This is a genomic window from Microbacterium sp. JB110, assembly GCF_003335195.1.
Taxonomy (GTDB): domain Bacteria; phylum Actinomycetota; class Actinomycetes; order Actinomycetales; family Microbacteriaceae; genus Microbacterium.
The window spans coordinates 231035-249338 of sequence record NZ_QPGM01000005.1; the positions used below are offsets into that span (position 1 = coordinate 231035).

14 protein-coding genes are annotated in these 18304 nt (G+C 69.7%); 8 read left to right on the forward strand and 6 right to left on the reverse strand.

The annotated features are described in order from the left end of the window. Positions 1-41 precede the first annotated feature (41 nt). The 4 genes from CIK77_RS10905 to CIK77_RS10920 form a co-directional block, all read right to left on the reverse strand. Positions 42-1268: an acyl-CoA dehydrogenase family protein gene (locus tag CIK77_RS10905; RefSeq protein ID WP_087054013.1), complete on the reverse strand. Its 1227-nt coding sequence runs from the start codon at positions 1266-1268 to the stop codon at positions 42-44. A gap of 79 nt (positions 1269-1347) precedes the next feature. Continuing rightward, the gene (locus tag CIK77_RS10910; RefSeq protein ID WP_170934049.1) at positions 1348-2112 is read right to left on the reverse strand and encodes a CPBP family intramembrane glutamic endopeptidase; all 765 of its coding nucleotides are present in this window, start codon (positions 2110-2112) and stop codon (positions 1348-1350) included. Positions 2113-2309: 197 nt separating this feature from the next. After that, on the reverse strand, positions 2310-2627 hold the full coding sequence (locus CIK77_RS10915; RefSeq protein ID WP_087054034.1) for a transcriptional regulator: 318 nt from the start codon (positions 2625-2627) through the stop codon (positions 2310-2312). A 1-nt stretch (position 2628) separates the two neighbouring features. Further along, a complete protein-coding gene (locus CIK77_RS10920; protein ID WP_087054011.1) occupies positions 2629-3291 on the reverse strand; it encodes a hypothetical protein in 663 nt (220 codons plus the stop codon). A 93-nt stretch (positions 3292-3384) separates the two neighbouring features. Here CIK77_RS10920 and CIK77_RS10925 point away from each other — a divergent pair, with 93 nt between their 5' ends. From CIK77_RS10925 to CIK77_RS10945, 5 genes are all read left to right on the forward strand, one after another. Further along, a complete protein-coding gene (locus tag CIK77_RS10925; RefSeq protein WP_087054010.1) occupies positions 3385-3594 on the forward strand; it encodes a hypothetical protein in 210 nt (69 codons plus the stop codon). A gap of 321 nt (positions 3595-3915) precedes the next feature. After that, entirely contained in the window at positions 3916-4635 is a 720-nt protein-coding gene (locus CIK77_RS10930) for an L-ribulose-5-phosphate 4-epimerase (protein WP_087054009.1), read from the forward strand. Continuing rightward, positions 4632-6233, forward strand: coding sequence for a xylulokinase (locus tag CIK77_RS10935; protein WP_087054008.1), 1602 nt, complete (start codon positions 4632-4634; stop codon positions 6231-6233). Before CIK77_RS10930 ends, CIK77_RS10935 begins: the two co-directional genes overlap by 4 nt. Next, complete coding sequence (gene araA, locus CIK77_RS10940) at positions 6230-7753, forward strand: L-arabinose isomerase (RefSeq protein ID WP_087054007.1); 1524 nt, start codon at positions 6230-6232, stop codon at positions 7751-7753. Before CIK77_RS10935 ends, araA begins: the two co-directional genes overlap by 4 nt. Continuing rightward, positions 7753-8667: an aldose 1-epimerase family protein gene (locus CIK77_RS10945; protein WP_087054006.1), complete on the forward strand. Its 915-nt coding sequence runs from the start codon at positions 7753-7755 to the stop codon at positions 8665-8667. Before araA ends, CIK77_RS10945 begins: the two co-directional genes overlap by 1 nt. Positions 8668-8790: 123 nt before the next feature. On the opposite strand, the gene CIK77_RS10950 is transcribed toward CIK77_RS10945, so the two are convergent. Together CIK77_RS10950 and CIK77_RS10955 are read right to left on the reverse strand one after the other, a co-directional pair. Further along, positions 8791-9750 (reverse strand): hypothetical protein, encoded by a 960-nt coding sequence (locus CIK77_RS10950; RefSeq protein WP_087054005.1) that lies wholly within the window; start codon positions 9748-9750, stop codon positions 8791-8793. Positions 9751-10012: 262 nt separating this feature from the next. Beyond that, positions 10013-12676, reverse strand: coding sequence for a LamG-like jellyroll fold domain-containing protein (locus CIK77_RS10955; RefSeq protein ID WP_170934048.1), 2664 nt, complete (start codon positions 12674-12676; stop codon positions 10013-10015). A gap of 382 nt (positions 12677-13058) precedes the next feature. Here CIK77_RS10955 and CIK77_RS10960 point away from each other — a divergent pair, with 382 nt between their 5' ends. The 3 genes from CIK77_RS10960 to CIK77_RS10970 all read left to right on the forward strand — a co-directional run bounded on the left by CIK77_RS10960 (position 13059) and on the right by CIK77_RS10970 (position 18237). Then, positions 13059-13694 (forward strand): hypothetical protein, encoded by a 636-nt coding sequence (locus CIK77_RS10960; RefSeq protein WP_212647438.1) that lies wholly within the window; start codon positions 13059-13061, stop codon positions 13692-13694. 86 nt (positions 13695-13780) lie between these two features. Then, on the forward strand, positions 13781-15256 hold the full coding sequence (locus CIK77_RS10965; protein WP_087054003.1) for a hypothetical protein: 1476 nt from the start codon (positions 13781-13783) through the stop codon (positions 15254-15256). Positions 15257-15339: 83 nt separating this feature from the next. After that, the gene (locus CIK77_RS10970) at positions 15340-18237 is read left to right on the forward strand and encodes a LamG-like jellyroll fold domain-containing protein (RefSeq protein ID WP_170934047.1); all 2898 of its coding nucleotides are present in this window, start codon (positions 15340-15342) and stop codon (positions 18235-18237) included. The last annotated feature ends 67 nt before the right edge of the window (positions 18238-18304 follow it).

Genomic DNA, 18304 nt, shown 5'->3' on the forward strand with positions numbered 1-18304 from the left:
GTGTACCCACCCGGAGATGTGCCAGAAATGAAGAATCAGCGCTATGCGAAGGCGCCGACGCCGGTGATGTCTCGGCCGATCAGGAGCGCTTGGACGCTTTCTGTGCCCTCGTAGGTGTGGATGGCCTCGATGTCGGCCAGGTGCTGGATGACGCGGTTCTCGAGCAGGATGCCGTTGCCGCCCAGCATGTCGCGGGCGGTGCGGGCGATGTCGCGCGCCGTGCGGGTGTTGTGGAACTTCGCCAGCGACGCCTGCGTGGGCCGCAGCTGTCCCGCCGCCTCGATGTCAGCCAGGCGCCGGCAGAACAGCTGCATCGAGGTCAGCTGCGCGAGCATCTCCGTGAGTCGCTGCTGAACCATCTGGAATCTCGCCAGCGGCTTGCCGAACTGCTCGCGGGCCGACGCGTATGCCAGCGCGGCCTCGTAGCAGGCCGTCGCGTGCCCCAGCGCCGACCACGCCACGCCGGATCGCGTGGCGAACAGCACGGTCGAGGTGTCCTTGAACGAACGCGCGCCAGGCAGTACGGCATCCGCAGAGACCCGCACATCGTGCAGCCGGATGTGCGCCTGGTGGATCGCTCTCAGCGCGACCTTCCCCTCGATCACGCTCGCCTCGTAGCCGTCGACGTCCTGCTCGACGAGGAAGCACCGCACCGCGCCGTCGTCTGGATCGCCTGGCGACGCCACGCGCGCCCACACGAAGGTGATCCCGCCGGATGCCCCGTTGCCGATCCACTTCTTCGCACCGCGGATGATCCATCCGGCGCCGTCCCTGGTCGCGACCGTCTCCAGCGAGGTCGAGTCCGACCCGTGCGTCGGCTCGGTCAGCGCGAACGCACCGAGCACGGTGCCGTCGGCGAGCGGCCGCAGCCAGCGGGCCTTCTGCTCGTCGCTGCCGAACAGCGCGAGCGTGCGCAGCGCCAGCCCGCCCTGCACGGCGAGGATCGTGCCGAGCGAACCGTCGCCGCGGGAGAGCTCCATGTTCACCAGGCCGGCCGCCAGCGGCGACAGGTGCGTGAGCCCCGGATGATCGATGCCGTCCGTCATGAGATCGAGCTCGCCCATCCGGGGGACGACCTCGACCGGATACTCCGACGCGTCCCAGGCGGCGAGCATCCGTTCGCCGGTCTCGTCGACGAGGGTGCGCGCGCGACGCCACGCCTCGCGATCGGAGCCGGCGACGTCGGCGAAGACCTCGTAGTAGTCGGTGTCGGCGGGGGCGGTGACGTCGTACTTCTCTGTGCGATCGCCTGGCAGGGGAGTGCTCATGCCGTCACGCTATGGCCGTCCAGGCGCCGGTTCCAACCGGTTGTGGGATCTCGACAGGCGCCGCGGGGGTTCGTTCCGATCAGCCGATGTCGATGAACAGCAACAGCAGCGCGGGTGCGCTCGTCAGCACGTTCACGATGAGATGCGCGACGAGGATCGGCAGGAGCCGGCCCTGGAAGCGCACGATCAGCGCCGAGCCCAGCCCCCAGACGACGAAGGCGGCGAACATCGCAGCCGCCGCGCTCCACGTCGCGGCGAACCATGCGTGCTGGAACCCGAAGGCGAGCGAGGGGACGACCACCCCGGTCCAGCCGCCGAGGCCGCGCTGGGCGATGCCGCGGAAGGCGAGTTCCTCGACGGGCGCGTTCAGCGGGGCGAACAGCACGAACACACCGATGGCGATCAGCGGCGCGAGAGCGGCAGGCACGTCGACGAGGGTGTGCGGGGAGGCGAAGGCGGTCTCGAACGCGGTGAACGGGTCGGACTCGAACAGCGCGAGCGTGCCGATCAGCGCGCCGGCGAAGGGGAGGTAGAGCGCAGCGAGCCAGGCGAGACCCCACAGGACGTCCACCCAGACGCCGCGCGGACCAGGCGCGAGCATGTCCCGAATGCGCACCCGGCGGCGTCGCAGAATCCGGATGACGACGACCCACGTCAGAATGTTGACGGGGATGATCGTCCAGGTCGCCAGCAGTGACCCTGGCGGGAGCGCCCAGCGGTCGTTGGCAACGAGCAGGATCAGGGCGCCCGCCAGCGCTGCCAGCACGATCAGCGCGATCCGGATGACCAGAACCGTCCACGCATCGCGCGGTTCGAACGGTGTGGGGGCGGCGATCGAATGCATCCGCCGCCGGTCGACGCCGCCAGGCGCAGGCCGCCCACGGTGTTCCGTCGCTCCGCGGAGGGACGCGGCGCGACCGCGAGGTCGTACCGGCAGGTCGGTCGGCCCGACGCCATCCGTCGCGCCATCCGGCGGTGGAGGTTCATGCGGCGAGGTCGTCTCGCGCCCGGACGGGGGTCGGAAGCGCCGCGCGGAATCGGTCATCGGTCGCCCCTTCTCCGTGATGGAGCGCTCAGCATCGCGAGCAGCTCCTCGCGGTACGTCGCAAACGCGAGCCGACCCGCGGGGGCGAGCGCGACGTGGGTGACCGGCTTGCGTCCCTGGAAGCCCTTCGAGATCGCAACGTATCCTGCGTCCTCGAGGCGGGTGAGGTGGGTGGTCAGATTGCCTGCGGTGAGGTCGAGCTCCCGCTGCAGCTGCAGGAACGGAAGTTCGTCGGCCGGATCGGGCAGGGTCGAGGCGAGCAGGGTGACGATACGCAGGCGAACGGGTGCGTGGATGACGGGATCGAGCGCCATCTCACGCACCGGCCATGGGAGCGGCGACACGGCCCGAGCGAGCGGCGGCGAAGAAGAAGGTGCATCCCGACACGGCGTACACGAGCCAGTGGTGCGGCACCGCGACGGTGGTGGCCACGAGCACTGCGAGGCACAGCAGAAGACCGACGAAGAAAGGCGTGCGCGTGCCGCTGAGCGGGGCGCCGACCATGTAGAGGGTGGCGAACACAATCGTGAACGCCCCGGGGAACACGAGAGCCAGGGACTGCTCGTCCACACCGGAGCGATCCAGGGCGACCGTGAACATCACCACCACCGCGGTGCCGATCGAGATCGTCCAGCCGTACAGGGCGCCGGAGCGGGCGCTCGGCCCGCGCATCCCGCGGCCCATTCTGGCCCCGATGAACCCGGAAGCGGCGAGTGCGGTGCATATGACGGCGGCGATGACGATGTCGGTTGCCGTCGATGGGAGCCGGAACAGCGGGTTGCCGCCGAGCGCGCCGGATTCGCTCCACTTCAGTGCGTAGCACGCCACCCACACCACGCCCCAGATCACCAGCAGGGTGCCGCCGAGGCGCGAGGTGCGGACGGCGAGGGCGCGCTGCTGCTGTTCCATCACCCGCGCCATCTCGGCCGCGTCGACTGCGCCGTCGTCCTGCGGTTCGTCGTCCGGCATCTGGTCCATGCAAAGTAGTTTGCGATTCAAACCAATAGTTGTCAACGGCGAGCATCGGGTCTCGAGTCGGATGTTTTCGGATGGGGGAGGCGAACGGTTAGGGTGGAGCGCAAGCTTCAGAAAGGGCGCGAGATGTTCCTGCTCAGCATTATCTTGTTCGTCGGCGGAATCGCGCTGTTCGGTGTGGCCTTCATGCCGTTCATCACGGTCGGGTTCGTATCCGCGCTCGTCTTCGCGCTCGGCATCATCTGCGTGTGCCTGGCGATGGCGCTGCCGATCCACGCGCGATCCGGCGCCACGCACCAGCGCTGACCCGCACTGCTTCCAGAACGCACCCGGCCCCGTGCCGGGTGCGTTCTGCTGTGTCGGCGGCTCGGGTGGGGGAGATCGCGCTTCCCGTTCGACGGTGCCGCAGTTCGGCGCACTGGAGCGCGCGGCGGGGTCTTGGGAGCCGCAGCTCGGCACACGCGAGCACGCAGCGGGCCGGTGCCGCGGGTCGGCACACTGGAGCGGACAGCGGGTGCTGGGTAGGCTGGGGCCACGCGGGCTCCGCTCGCCTTGACGAGGTCGAAGGCCCCTCGTAGCATTTTGTTACCGGTCACAAGGTCCGGACACACAGCAGTGAGGTTTTACGTGAGCGACGCCGCCCCCACCTTTGCCCCAGAGATCGAAGAGGCCATTCGTGCCGTCCGCGCCGACGTGGCGGCGCTGCATGCCGAGCTCGTGCGCTACGGTCTCGTCGTCTGGACCGGTGGGAACGTCTCGGGCCGTGTGCCGGGCGCCGACCTGTTCGTCATCAAGCCCAGTGGTATCAGCTACGACGACCTGGCGCCGGAGAACATGATCCTCTGCGACCTCGACGGCAATGCGATCCCCGGTGCGCCAGGCAGCGAGCGCGCGCCCTCCAGCGATACTGCGGCGCACGCCTACGTGTACCGGAACATGCCGGATGTGGGAGGTGTGGTGCACACCCACTCCACGTTCGCCGTCGCGTGGGCTGCGCGCGCCGAGGAGATCCCGTGCGTCATCACGGCCATGGCCGACGAGTTCGGCGGCCCGATCCCCGTCGGCCCGTTCGCGATCATCGGCGACGACTCGATCGGCCGCGGCGTGGTCGAGACGCTGCGCGGCCACCGCTCGCGTGCCGTGCTGATGCAGAACCACGGCCCGTTCACCATCGGTGTGAACGCCAAGGACGCCGTGAAGGCGGCCGTGATGGTCGAGGACGTCGCCCGCACCGTGCACTACGCCCGAGAGGCGGGCGAGCTGGTGCCGATTCCGCAGGAGTCGATCGACAGCCTCTACAACCGCTACCAGAACGTGTACGGACAGAGCACGGACGCTCGTCGATGACCGGCGCGCAGGATATCCTCGCCGGCCGCACCAGTCTCGGCATCGAGCTCGGCTCGACGCGCATCAAGGCGTGCCTGATCGGCTCGGACGCCACAGAGGTGCTCGCCACAGGCGGCCATGCATGGGAGAACCGGCTCGAGAACGGGCTGTGGACGTACTCGCTCGACGACGTGTGGTCAGGGCTGCAGGCCGCGTACGCCGACCTGGTCGCCGACGCGGAGACGCGCCACGGCGTGCGGCCGGACACATTCGGGGCGATCGGCGTCTCCGCGATGATGCACGGCTACCTCGCCTTCGACGCAGCGGGGGAGCTGCTCACCCCGTTCCGCACCTGGCGCAACACCAACACGGGCGATGCGGCGACCGAGCTGACCGAGCTGTTCGGCGTGAACATCCCGCTGCGCTGGTCGATCGCGCACCTGCATCAGGCCGTGCTCGACGCCGAGGAGCATGTGCCGAACCTCGACTTCGTCACCACGCTCGCCGGCTACGTGCACTCGCGCCTGACCGGCCGGCGCGTGCTCGGCGTCGGCGACGCATCCGGAATGTTCCCCATCGACTCCGTCACGTGCGACTTCGATGCCCGGATGATCGATGCCTACGACGCTCGCGCCGGAGAAGCCCTGCCGGCGCCCGTCACATCGCTGCTGCCGGAAGTGCTCGCTGCGGGCGCCGAAGCAGGCGCACTGACCGACGAGGGCGCAGCGCTGCTCGACCCGTCTGGCGCACTGCGCGCCGGCATCCCGCTGTGCCCGCCTGAGGGCGACGCGGGCACCGGCATGGTGGCGACGAACTCCGTCGCACCCCGCACGGGCAACGTCTCGGCCGGCACGAGCATCTTCGCGATGGTGGTTCTCGAGAAGGCGCTCGAGAGCGTGCATCACGAGCTCGACCTGGTCACCACTCCCGCAGGCGACGCCGTCGCGATGGTGCACTGCAACAACGGCGCCAGCGAGCTGGGCGCATGGGCCGGCCTGTTCTCGCGCTTCGCCGAGGCATCAGGCCGGCAGCTCGACGACGACGCCGTGTTCGAGGTGCTGTTCCGCGAGGCGCTCGCCGGAGAGCCGGATGCCGGTGGCCTCCTCGCCTACAACCATCTCGCCGGAGAGCCGGTTGCCGGTCTCACCGAGGGCGTGCCGCTGTTCGTGCGCACATCCGGCAGCGACCTGTCGCTCGCCAACGTCATGCGCTCGCAGATCTACGGCGTGTTCGGCACGCTCGCGATCGGTATGCAGGTTCTCGCTGACGAGGGCGTGACGCTCGAGCGGATGTTCGCCCACGGCGGTCTGTTCCGCACGGCCGGCGTCGCGCAGCGCTTCCTCGCCGGTGCACTCGGTGCCCCGGTGGCGGTGGGGGAACTCGCCGCGGAGGGCGGCGCGTGGGGGATCGCCGTGCTCGGCTCCTACCTCGCGCACGCTGACAGGGCGCCGCTCGAGAAGTACCTGGACGACGACGTGTTCGCCTCCGCGGAACTCCGTGTGATCGATCCGGATCCGGCGGACGTCGCCGGGTTCACCACCTACCTCAACCGCTATCGCGCGGGCCTGGCCATCGAGGCCGTGGCACCGCAGGCAATGAACCGAACGGAAGACGCATGACTCGTACCCCGCTGTCCACGACGCTCGACGAGTACGAGGTCTGGTTCCTCACCGGAAGCCAGCACCTGTACGGTCCGGAGACGCTTGCTCAGGTCGCCGAGCAGTCGCAGCAGATCGCAGCTCAGCTGAGCGATGCGCCGGATGTCGCGGTGAAGCTGGTCTGGAAGCCGGTGCTGACCGATTCCGACGCGATCAAGCGGATCGCACTGGAGGCCAACGCCGACGACCGCGTGATCGGCGTGATGGCATGGATGCACACCTTCAGCCCAGCCAAGATGTGGATCGCCGGCCTCGACGCGCTGCGCAAGCCGCTCGCGCACCTGCACACCCAGGCGAACGTGGAACTGCCGTGGGCCGACATCGACTTCGACTTCATGAACCTGAACCAGGCGGCGCACGGCGACCGGGAGTTCGGCTACATCCAGACGCGCCTCGGGGTGCCGCGCAAGACGATCGTCGGCCATGCCGGCGACCCGCGCGTGCAGCGCGAGCTCGGCACCTGGCAGCGCGCCGCGGCCGGTCTTGCGGCCTCGCGCAGCCTGAAGCTGGCGCGCTTCGGCGACAACATGCGCTTCGTCGCCGTGACGGAGGGCGACAAGACCGAGGCGGAGCTGCGCCTCGGCGTGCAGGTGAACACCTGGGGCGTGAACGAGCTCGCCGAGGCGGTTGCCGCGGCGAGCGACGCCGAGGTGGATGCGCTGATCGACGAGTACGAAGAGCTCTACGAGATCGCGCCGGAGCTGAGGCGCGGCGGTGAGCGTCACCAGTCCCTGCGCGACGGCGCAGCCATCGAGATCGGGCTGCGCTCGTTCCTCGAGGAGGGCGGCTTCGGCGCCTTCACCACCAGCTTCGAGGACCTCGGCGCGCTGAAGCAGCTGCCGGGCCTCGCGGTGCAGCGACTGATGGCAGAGGGCTACGGCTTCGGTGCAGAGGGCGACTGGAAGACCGCGATCCTGGTGCGCATCGCGAACGTGATGGGCGCGGGCCTGCCGGGCGGTGCGAGCCTGATGGAGGACTACACCTACGACATGACGCCGGGCGACGAGCTGATCCTCGGCGCGCACATGCTCGAGGTCTCGCCGTCGCTGACGACGCAGAAGCCGACCCTCGAGGTCCACCCGCTCGGCATCGGCGGCAAGGACGACCCGGTGCGCCTGGTCTTCACCGCCGACCCCGGCCCCGCCGTCGTCGTCGCGATGAGCGACATGCGCGACCGCTTCCGGCTCACCGCCAACGTGGTCGAGAACGTCGAGCCGCGCGCCGCGCTGCCGAACCTGCCGGTCGGCCGTGCCGTCTGGAAGCCCGCTCCCGACTTCAACACCTCGGCCGCCGCGTGGCTCACCACGGGCGCCGCCCACCACACCGTGATGTCGACGGCCGTGGGCCTGGAGGCGTTCCGCGACTTCGCCGAGATGGCCGAGATCGAGCTGCTCGCGATCGACGAGTCCACGAACATCACCGAATTCCAGAAGCAGGTGCGCTGGAACCAGGCGTACTACCGCCTGGCCCAGGGTCTGTGATGACGCCCCGCTCAGGTCGCCAGATCCGGATCTCCCTGGCCGGGTACGAGGCCGTCATCGCGAGCGTCGGTGCGTCGCTGCGGCAGCTGCGCTACGAGGGTCGCGACCTGGTCGTGCCGTTCGAGGCGGACGAAGTGCGTCCAGGCTACCGCGGCACGACGCTCGCGCCGTGGCCGAACCGCGTCGTCGACGGCGCATACGATTTCGGCGGGCAGCGGCACCAGCTGGCGCTGACAGAGCCGGAGCGAGGCCAGGCGCTGCACGGGCTGCTGTGCTGGGCGGATTTCAGCGAGCGCTTCGCAGATTCGGACCGGGTCGAGCTCGCCGCGATCATCGAGCCCCAGGCGGGCTATCCGTTCCGCGTCGAGGTGACGGTCGAGTACCGCGTCGGGCCCGACGGTCTGCGGCAGACGGTGACGGCGCGCAACGTCGGCGCGGACACCGCGCCGTGGGGCACAGGACCGCATCCGTATCTCGTGGCAGGCGACGGCCGCGTCGACGACTGGACGCTGACGCTTCCGGCCGGTCAGGTGCTCACCGTGACACCGGATCGCCTCAGTCCGGTCGTGGTGGAGCCGGTCTCCTCGCACCCGGAGTGGGACTTCCGTGCGCCGCGTGCGATCGACGACGTGTTCATCGACCACGCATTCACCGGGTTGGACCGCTCGGACCGCATCGCCGAGGTGCGCCTCGAGGCACCGGGCGGCACCGGCGTCGTGATGACCTGGGACGAGCGCTGCCCGTGGGTGCAGGTGCACACGGCGGACACCCCGGATGCCGAGGCCACACACCGCATCGGCCTCGCCGTCGAACCGATGACCTGCCCGCCCGACGCCTTCAACTCCGGCACCGACCTGGTCGCACTGGAGCCGGGCGACGCCCACGCCGCCTCCTGGCGGATCACCGCGATCTGACGCGCTCGGGCGGCCCGCGGGCGCGCGTGTGACGCGAGTGCCTACGATTCTCGCGAGTGCCTACGCTGTTTCATAGGCACTCGCGAAGAACGTAGGCACTCGCGGTTGGCGCAGGTGGTGGCCTCAATCGGGGGAGCCGGCGCGGACGACGACGCGGTCGCCGTCCTGAGCGAACCGGAGAGTCGTGCCGATCTCGTGCACGGACTGCAGCTCCTCCGGGAAGTCGGCCGAGACGGTGACTTCGGCGATCGGGTCGAAGACGCCGTCGGAGCAACCGCCGGTTGTGAAGCCGCTGGCGCCGAGAGAATCGGATCCGTCGCCGCCGAATATCGTGATGCACCTCGGTGTCGGAACTGCGTCGTTCGACTCCGCCGACCCGCCGGTGGCTCCGGCGTTCATCTCGAACCCGACGAGCGTCAGCCCGAGGTAGTCCTCGAACCGCACCGCGTCGGCCGGATCGCCGAGCGGTGCGTTCTCGAAGTTCTCGGGAAAGTCGAGGTGCGGCGCCTCGTGCAGGGTGGCGACGACGGTCGGGTCGTAGTCGACGATCGTCGCGACGACGATTCCCGTGATGACGCTTGCGACCACGACGGAAGCGGCCCAGAGCGCCGCAAGTCTGCGCGTGAAGGGGCGGGGCTCCGCCTGTGCGTCATCAGCAGGTTCCACGGCGTGATCCGCCGGACCGGCTGCGATGTTCTCGGGGCGCGCGTCCGATGCCTCGCCGCGAATGCGGATCCGGCTCCCGGTCTCGGTCTCATCCGGGGCACGCGTGCGCTCGGCATCGGCAGGTCCGGCGGCCGTCGTCGCGAAACCGGCGGAGCCGTCTGCGGCCACCGACAGGAGGGCATCCGGACGGTCGCTTCTTCCCGTGACATCGTCTGCGGCGCTGTCATGCGCGTCGCTGGTCCGGGAGCCCGAGCTCAACGCCGTTCCGGCACCGTGCCCGGCCCCGCCTTCGCGCACCCCGGCCGCTTGCTCCTCCAGCTCTCTCAGCCGATGCAGCGCTGCGGTGTCATCGAAGATGTCGGCATGCCTGCCGTATGCGCGGGCACGCAGCGCGGCGAGCTCGTCGGCGTCGTGCATTCGCTCGGCTCCCTCAGCGATCCAGTGTCCACGGGCCGTCTTCCGGGCGTGGGGCTGTCCATGCAGATTACGGGATTCCGGTCGCGCATCAGGACCCGACGGCCTTCGGCGCCGGCGCGGCCATCGGCTGTCGATAGCCGTACGGCGCCCGCTGTCGGCAGCCTGGCACCTGCGCGCACAGCAACAGAATGCGCGCTCGCCAACAGGATCTCCCGGAATCCGTGTTCGCGAGCGCGCGATCTGTGCCGTTATGCGCGCACGGCTACGAGCAGTCGGCCGCGTCGTAGGGTGCGGTGACCGCCGCGTCGCCCGCGGTGGCGGTGGCCTCGCCTGCGGGGATCGAACCGTTCCGCGCCGAGAACGCCGACGACTGCGTCTCCCCAGCGGCGACCGCGACCTCGCGCTCGCCGTACGGTGTGGACACCTCAGCATCCACAGCCTCGGCGCCGTCGTTCGTCACACTCGCAACCAGCACCACGCTGCCCGCGACGCAGCGCGTCGTCGCCGTCGCACGCAGCGACGCCGGGGCCGCGGCCACCACGACCTCGGCGGTCACCTCCAGCGCGGTCGTGCTGAACAGCTCGCGGTTCGGCGCATCCCATTCGGTCGCGCCTCCCTCGCCGACCCAGTCGTTCAGGTTCGCGCCGATGGAACGCACAGTTCCCGTCACCTCGTGCGTTCCCGGCGCGGACGTGTCGAGCTGCGTCAGATCCCAGTCGACGGGCAGCTCGGCGCCGCCGTAGCCGTAGGCCAGCGTCACGCCCGCCGTGGCCGGCAGCGCGGCGCGCACGTCCTCATCCGGAGCAGACGAGGCGATCTCGACGGAACCGAGATCGGTCCGCGGCGCCTCGACGGCGTCGGAGGACCGCACGTGATCGTACTGCCCCTTCGTCAGCGAGACCACGCCGCCGTGCTTCGTGCTGGGCGCCATCCAGAACTCGTCGCTGTGCAGCTCCGTCCAGCCGGCGTCCAGGTCGTTCGTCTGCATCGGGCGGTACCCGGTGGTCGGGATCACGTCGACGTAGAGGTACCAGTGGTCGTCGTCGTGCCGTTTGAACACAGCGGGCCCCTCGACGCCGCCGGGGTCGTCGCCCGCCCAGCTCGCGCCGATCTCGGTCTGCAGCAGCGACCAGTGGGTGCCATCGGCCCACCAGTCGCCGGCCGTGGTCGACTCCATGTAGATGCCGTTGCCGAGGCCGTTGTCCTTCGTGATGCGGTAGGTGGTGCCCTCGTTCTGGATGATCGTGGTGTCGATCGCGTCGGCACCCTGATCGACCAGCGTGCCGCCGAACTCGTACGTCTCCTGCGTGAAGTCCGTCGTCGCGCCCCACATCACGCGGCTGTAGGTGCTGCCGGTGTGCTCGGCGTCGTCGTACAGGTTCGACGACCAGTACACGACGAACGCGCCGTCGCCTGCTCCGTGATAGTCGGGAACCCAGGTCGCCTCCGGCGCCCACGCCATACCGAGCTCGGCGTGGGTCACGCCGTCGGCGGTGGTCGCCACATCGAACTGGCGCAGATCGCTCCAGGTGACGAGATCCTTCGACTCCCACACGTTCAGCTTGGTGCTGCCGTTGCTCGACCAGTGGCACCAGTCACCGCATGCGCTGGTGCCGGAGTCGCCGCCGAACACCCGCAGATCGGTCGCGATGATGTAGTAGGTCTCAGTCTCGGGGCTGTACGTCAGGTACGGGTCGCGCACGCCCGTCGTGCCGAGGTCGGAGGCGAGGATCGGTTCGCCTCCGTTCAGCGGATCCCACTGCTCCGGATCGTCGCCGCGGGAGACGTCGAGGTAGATCTTCTCGGCGTACCCGTCGCTGTCCTCGATGAAGTGCACCATCATGTAGCCGAACGGCGTGTCCGCACCGACGGCCGGCCGGATCGTCACAGGCACCTCGCGCGAGACCGCATGGCCCCGCACGGTCGCCGTGGCCGTCAGCGTCGCCTCCACCGGCTCCTCGCCCGCCTCCGGCTGGGCAGCCGTCGCGGTGCGGCCGTCACCTGCCACGGTGATCGCCGAGTCGGACGACGACCACGCCACGGCGCCGTCGTAGTCAGGCAGCTGCCTCACGGCCTCGGTGAATGTGACGTCGCCCACACCGTCGGCGACGCTCTGCGCGGCGGCGAGGAGCTCATCGGCATGCAGTGCGGCGTCGGTCTCCGACACGGCGGCGACCTCGTCTGCGTCCAGGGCACGGTCGTACACGCGGAAGGTCGCCACCTCTCCCGCGTAGAGCGGGTCGGGGTACGGCGATCGGCCGATCGTGTTCATGCTCTGATCGGCGATGTCACCGGGAGTCAGGGCGGTGTCCGTCTCGCCCACGCGCTGCCCGTCGACGTAGAACGACAGCGTTCCCGCCTCCGCATCGATCACCGAGGTGAGGCTGTACCAGCGGTCGGCGGCCAGTGGATCGGATGCGCGCGCGTTCGACTCCCCGCCGCTGCCGGATGTCGTGATCGCCGAGCGCGGTGCGTCGCGCGTCGAGGCGAACCAGGACTGCTCGGGGGAGTCGCTCCCGATGCTCCAGAGGAAGTTGTAGTCGCTGCGCATCGAGGCGTCGAGCTTCGTCTCGATCGTGACAGTGGCGGATCCGGCACCCGCGAGCAGGTCGTCAGGCAGTCGCACCCAGTTGGCGCTCTGGTCTGTCTTGGCGCCGCCTGTGAGCTCCAGCGAGTCGCCCGTCCAATGGCTCCCGCCGACGACCTCGGCGGGCCCCGCACCTCCCTGGGCGGAGTTCGGCACGGTCGAGCCGCTCGTCTGCGCGAAGTCGTACGACGCGATGAGGCCCTGATCCGGTTCCGCGGCGGTCGCTCCCGAGGGGAGTGATCCGACAACGAGTGCGGCGGCGGCGAGCGTGATTCCGGATGCCAACAGCCGCTTCCGGTTCGAGCGACCGAGGGGACCGGACGTGGTGCTTCTGAACACAACAGCTCCTTTGCTGGTGGCGTCAGCCCTGCCGCACGCGGGACGTGCGATAGGGCCGTTGCGGCACGGTGAGGCCGCGGCGGTGACGCTGCGACACCGCCGGAAAATCGTGCTTGTTCCCGGTAACATAACACGCTAGTGTTCCGAGGTGAAGACGTCGACCCGACGACGGACGACACAAGGCAAGGGCGCCCCACATGCTTCCCAGAGCGCACCAGCGCACCCCGCGTGAGCGGCTGCCCTCTGCCTTGATCCGGAGTCGATTCGACACTCGAACATCCGGTGCGGCGGCGCGCAGTCGCCGGCCGGTCACACAGCGGCGGCTGCTCGTCGCCGAAGGAATCGGCGGCGACGCCGAGGAATGGAGAAAACGATGATCCGGATGAACCGGTCTCACATCGCTCGCACTGCTGCAGGCGTCGTGGGCGGCCTTGTGCTCGTCGGCGTGGGCGGCGCGGCCATCGCCGAGGAGGTCGGCGCCGACGGCGTCGACGTCAACGTCACGATCGAGGAGCAGGCGGCCGGCGCGCTCTCGCTCAGCGTCGCCGCCGAGAGCGAGACGCTCACCGAGGTCGAGGGAGCCTCGGCCGACTACCGCGAGTTCACGGGAGCGCTGCCCGACGTCACAGTGGCCGACACTCGCGCCGAGGTGCCGGATGGGGTGTTCTGGTACGTCACCGGTCAGGCCAGCGACTTCGTCGGTGCGGATGGCCAGGCGCCCATCACACCGGACCACCTCGGCTGGACCCCTGCGCTGGTGACCGAGGGCAACGGCGAGGTGTCGCCGGGTGACGAGGTGCCGACCTCGCTCGACGAGAGCACCAATCCGAGCACCCCGAACAACGTCGGTCTCTCCGGCGAGGAGCTGCTGCAGATGGCGCTGGACTCGTCTGAGGCGACCGCGGCGAACGGCGAGTGGACGGCGAACGCCGACCTCACGCTGAAGACCCCGAACGACGTCGAGGCCGGCTCGTACACCTCGACGGTGACGCTGTCGCTGTTCGAAGACACGTACTGAACCACGAGTGGACCGGTCGGGGGCCTCGCGCTCCCGACCGGCTCCCCGACCCTCTGACGCATCCGATTCCTTCGCCTGGGAGAACTGTGCTCCGCAACGTCATGACGCGCCAGCGCCTCGCCGCACTCGCGGCCGCGCTGGGACTGGTGGCCGCCGTCGCCGCTCCGACCGCCGCTTCGGCGGCCGAGGCCCCGGATGCCCCTGACGTGCGATGGGCCGTGACCCCCGCCGACGAGTCGGGGTCGGACGACCGCTTCTCCATCCAGCACGCGCTCGACGCGGGGGAGAGCGTGACCGAGTTCATCTCGGTGCAGAACCTCGGCGGCGAGGAAGCCACCTTCAGCCTGTCGGCGGCCGACGGCTTCACGACCCGCAGCGGCCGGTTCGACATGCTCGCCTCCGACAAGGAATCGGTCGATGCCGGCACCTGGGTCGAGATCACCGACGAGGTGACGATCGCCGGCGGCGACAGCGCCGTCGTGCCGTTCACCATCACGGTGCCGGAACAGGCAGAGCCCGGAGATCACCCCGCGGGAGTGGCGGCATCCGTGATCACGACCCAGTCATCCGGCGACGGCACCAGCCTGGGCGTGGAGAGCCGCGTCGGCGTGAAGGTGATCACCCGCGTGAAGGGGGAGCTCGCCCCCGCACTCGAGGTCACGAACGTCGATGCGACCTATCACGGCACGTGGAACCCGCTGAGCCCCGGCGAGGTCACGGCCACCTTCGAACTCACCAACGCCGGCAACACCAGGCTGACCGCGGCGGGAATCGCCTCGGCCGGCACGGGCGAGACCGCATTCCCCGCCGACGGCGACCCCATCGGCGACCTGCTGCCTGGCGACACCCGCGAGGTCACGGTCGCCATCGACGGCACATGGCCCACCTTCTATGCACCGGGCGAGCTCGTCGTCACCCCCACGGCGGAGGCCATGGACGGCACGACGCCTGAGGCGGATGCGGTCGCCGTGGACCTCGGTGTCATGGCGATGCCGTGGCCGCAGCTGCTCGTGCTGCTGGCACTTGCGCTCATCATCGCCGCGCTGACCTGGAACCGCCGCCGCGGCAGGCGCCGCATCGAGCAGCTGCTGCAGCAGGCGCGCGAGGAGGGCAGACGCACGGCGAGCTCCGGCGATGCTCCCGCACCGATGCGGGTGCACCGGCGGAACACGCTCGCGATGCTCGCCGCACTGGCGATCGCGGCACTCGCCTCCGCACCGGGCGCCGCAGTCGCCGTCACCGAACCGGGCGACGACGCAGACGGCGTCAGCGTGCACGTGAACATCACCGAACTCGACGACGGCGGCCCCGGCCCTGGCACGGATGGTCAGACGGAACCGGGAACCGATGGCGGAACCGATCCGGATGTCGGCGACGACACCGCGACGGACGCCGACACCGGTACACACACGACCGACGATGCGTCCACGGATGCGGACGACTCCGGCGACGACCTCCCCGCTACGGGGCTCGACGTCTCGCTGACGATCGCGCTGGGTGCGGCCGGGATCGCCGCCTGCGCCGTCGGCGTGTACGTCTTCCGCCGCCGCACCGCGCGCTGACACGGGTCGGTGCGCACGGACTTCCCCCATGCCGCGTGCCGACGGCGCGCGGTCACACCCGAGAAAGAAAGTCGATGAGGACAATGTCGATACGTTCAAGACGCTCGCTCAGAGCCGTCGGTGCGACCACGGGAGGCGCGCTGCTCGCGGCCGCCCTCGCGCCGATCGCCGCCGCACCGGCCGCGGCCGCGGAGGACCTCCCCGATCCGATCGCGCAGTTCACCTTCGACGAGGCGCCCGCAGACGGCGCGTTCACGTCGGGAGGCGCCACCGCCGCAGTGAACGGCACTGCGTCGCTGGTCCCGGGGCAGGAAGGACAGGGGACAGCCGCCGAGATCGGGTCTGACTTCTGGCTCGACGTCACCGGCGAAGACGGCGCCTCGCTCCTGGCCGGCCTCGACCAGGCGACCATCTCCTACGACTCGCTGCCTGCGGCATCCGGGAACACCGGCTGGACCGTGTACGCCGCCGCCTCCGCTGACCCGCCGACCTATCAGCAGGAGCGCTATGTCGGCCTCATCGATGAGGCCGACGGCATCACCGTCGAGCGCTACAACAACTCGGGCGCGCGCGATTCGACCGGCAACCTCGCGGCCACAGGCCTCACCGGCGAGTGGAAGCACGTCGATCTCGTGCTCGACGGGGACAGCGCCAAGCTGTACGTCGACCAGCAGCTCGTCGACGCGAACACGGCAGGCCCCGCGCTGACCGAGATCGTCGGCGACACCGGCATCCTGCAGCTCGGCAAGGCGAACTGGGAAGGCGGCGAGTACTTCGCCGGACTGCTCGACAACGTCACGATCTACTCCGAGGCGCTCTCCTCGACCCAGCTCGGGCTGCCGGCACCGGAGTCGGTCACCGTCTCAGGCGACGACGTCGCCAGCGGTGCCGTCGAACTCTGGCAGGGCGAGCAGACGCAGCTCACCGCGAACGTCGCGCCCAAGGGTGCCGAGAGCACCGTGACGTGGTCCAGCGCCGACGCGCAGGTCGCCACCGTCTCGGCCTCCGGCACCGTCAGCGCCGTCAGCGGCGGCACGACCACGATCACGGCGGTCGCTGACGGCGACCCGACACTGACGGCCGAGGTCACCGTGACGGTGAACGAGGTGACCGACGACGAGAAGGCACAGCGCGACACCGACGCCCTCGCGATCGAGAACGCCGACGACATGCGGGGCACCTTCTCGCTGCCGACGGTCGGCTCCCACGGCTCCGACATCTCCTGGGAGATCGTCTCCGGCGGTGAGTACGCAACGATCACCGAGGGTGTGAACGACTCCAGCGTCTCTGCGGACGTGCAGCGTCCCGCCGCGGGCGGCGACGCCGCGGCGATCGAGCTCGTCGCGACCGTCACAGCAGGCGAGACGGCACTCACCCGCGAGTTCGCGGTCTCGGTGCAGCCGATGCCCGCCGATCACGGCGAGGATGAGGCGTACGTCTGGGCCTTCTTCACCGGCGAAGGCGTCGGCGGCGAGGAGATCAGCCTCGCGGCCTCGAAGGGCGACGACGCGCTCGACTGGAACACCCTGAACGAGGGCGAGCCGCTGTTCACCTCGCACCTGGGCGAGGAAGGACTGCGCGACCCGTTCATCCTGCGCTCGCCGGACGGCGACACCTTCTACATGATCGCCACCGATCTGAAGATCGATGGGCGCGACGGCGGTTTCACCGGCGCGCAGACGCACGGTTCCCTCGCCGTCGAGGTGTGGGAGTCGAACGACCTGGTGAACTGGTCGGATCAGCGCCACATCACGGTGAGCACCGACTATGCAGGCAACACCTGGGCGCCCGAGGCGTACTGGGACACCGAGCGCGAGACCTTCGTCATGTTCTGGGCGTCGAACCTGTACGACACGACCGACCCTGCCGACCGCACATCGCCGAACTACAACCGGATGATGTACGCCACAACGGACGACTTCATCACGTTCTCGGAGCCGCAGGTCTGGATCGACGTCGACCGTCGCGGCCAGTCGGGCGCCGGATCGATCGACGTCACGGTCGCCCAGCACGAAGGCGACTACTACCGCGTGTACAAGGACGAGAACTCGATGACGCTGCGCCAGGAGCGCTCATCCGACCTGCTCGCCACGGTCGAAGGCAGCTACCCGGAGACCACCGGTGCGGGCGATGAATGGGTCGAGCAGGCTGTGCAGATCGGCGTCGGACAGGACAACGGCTACAACGGCACGTTCACCCAAAGTGAGGGCCCGTCGCTGTTCCCGGCGAACGAGGGAGACGCGAACGGGTACGACTACTACCTGTTCGCCGACCAGCCCGACTACCACGGCGGACCGAACCACTACGTGCCGATGGCGACGAACGACATCACCGACGGCAGCGCGTGGCAGGTCATCGGCGACGAGATGCCCCAGTCGCAGTTCCCGCAGAACGCCGACGGCGGCATGCCGCGCCACGGCACGATCGTGCCGGTGACGCGCGAGCAGTACCACGGCGTGCTCGAGGCGTTCGCTCCGGAGCTCGCTGTGGTCTCGGTCGACGCGATCGATGTCAGCACACAGGCGGGGCAGGCACCGGCGCTTCCGGATGCCGCTCACCTGGTGAAGGCGAGCGGAGACGCGGAGGACGCCGAGGTCGTCTGGGATGACATTCCCGAATCGGCATACGCCGAGGCCGGCACGTTCACCGTCGCGGGCGTGGCGCAGGACGACTCGCGCCAGCCGGTGGAGGCGACCGTGACCGTGACCGAGCGCGAGTCGGGCATCGAGATCGAGGCCGCAACGCGCTGCGTGGTCGGCAAGAACATCCTCGTCACCACGGTGAGCAACACCGGCGCTGAGGCGACGACCGTCTCGGTGTCGACTCCGCACGGCTCGAAGGACGCCGTGACGGTCGCCGCCGGAGCGAGCGCGAGCCAGTCGTTCTCGACCCGCGCGGCCGAGATCGCCGCCGGCTCGGTCACGGCCGAGTCCGCGGGAGGCGAGGCAACGGCCCCGTACTCCGCCGCCAGCTGCGGCTGACGCCCCAGGGGGCGGTGCGGCGACGAATGCCGCACCGCCCCACCCACACACGCCCCGCATGCGGGCA

Excerpts from the sequence above, each read along its gene's own strand:
- CIK77_RS10935 (WP_087054008.1), top strand. The coding sequence starts at position 4,632 with ATGACCGGCGCGCAGGATATCCTCGCCGGCCGCACCAGTCTCGGCATC.
- CIK77_RS10920 (WP_087054011.1), bottom strand. The coding sequence starts at position 3,291 with ATGGACCAGATGCCGGACGACGAACCGCAGGACGACGGCGCAGTCGAC.
- CIK77_RS10945 (WP_087054006.1), top strand. The coding sequence starts at position 7,753 with ATGACGCCCCGCTCAGGTCGCCAGATCCGGATCTCCCTGGCCGGGTAC.
- araA (WP_087054007.1), top strand. The coding sequence starts at position 6,230 with ATGACTCGTACCCCGCTGTCCACGACGCTCGACGAGTACGAGGTCTGG.
- CIK77_RS10950 (WP_087054005.1), bottom strand. The coding sequence starts at position 9,750 with ATGCACGACGCCGACGAGCTCGCCGCGCTGCGTGCCCGCGCATACGGC.
- CIK77_RS10970 (WP_170934047.1), top strand. The coding sequence starts at position 15,340 with ATGTCGATACGTTCAAGACGCTCGCTCAGAGCCGTCGGTGCGACCACG.
- CIK77_RS10905 (WP_087054013.1), bottom strand. The coding sequence starts at position 1,268 with ATGAGCACTCCCCTGCCAGGCGATCGCACAGAGAAGTACGACGTCACC.
- CIK77_RS10960 (WP_212647438.1), top strand. The coding sequence starts at position 13,059 with ATGAACCGGTCTCACATCGCTCGCACTGCTGCAGGCGTCGTGGGCGGC.
- CIK77_RS10910 (WP_170934049.1), bottom strand. The coding sequence starts at position 2,112 with ATGCATTCGATCGCCGCCCCCACACCGTTCGAACCGCGCGATGCGTGG.
- CIK77_RS10915 (WP_087054034.1), bottom strand. The coding sequence starts at position 2,627 with ATGGCGCTCGATCCCGTCATCCACGCACCCGTTCGCCTGCGTATCGTC.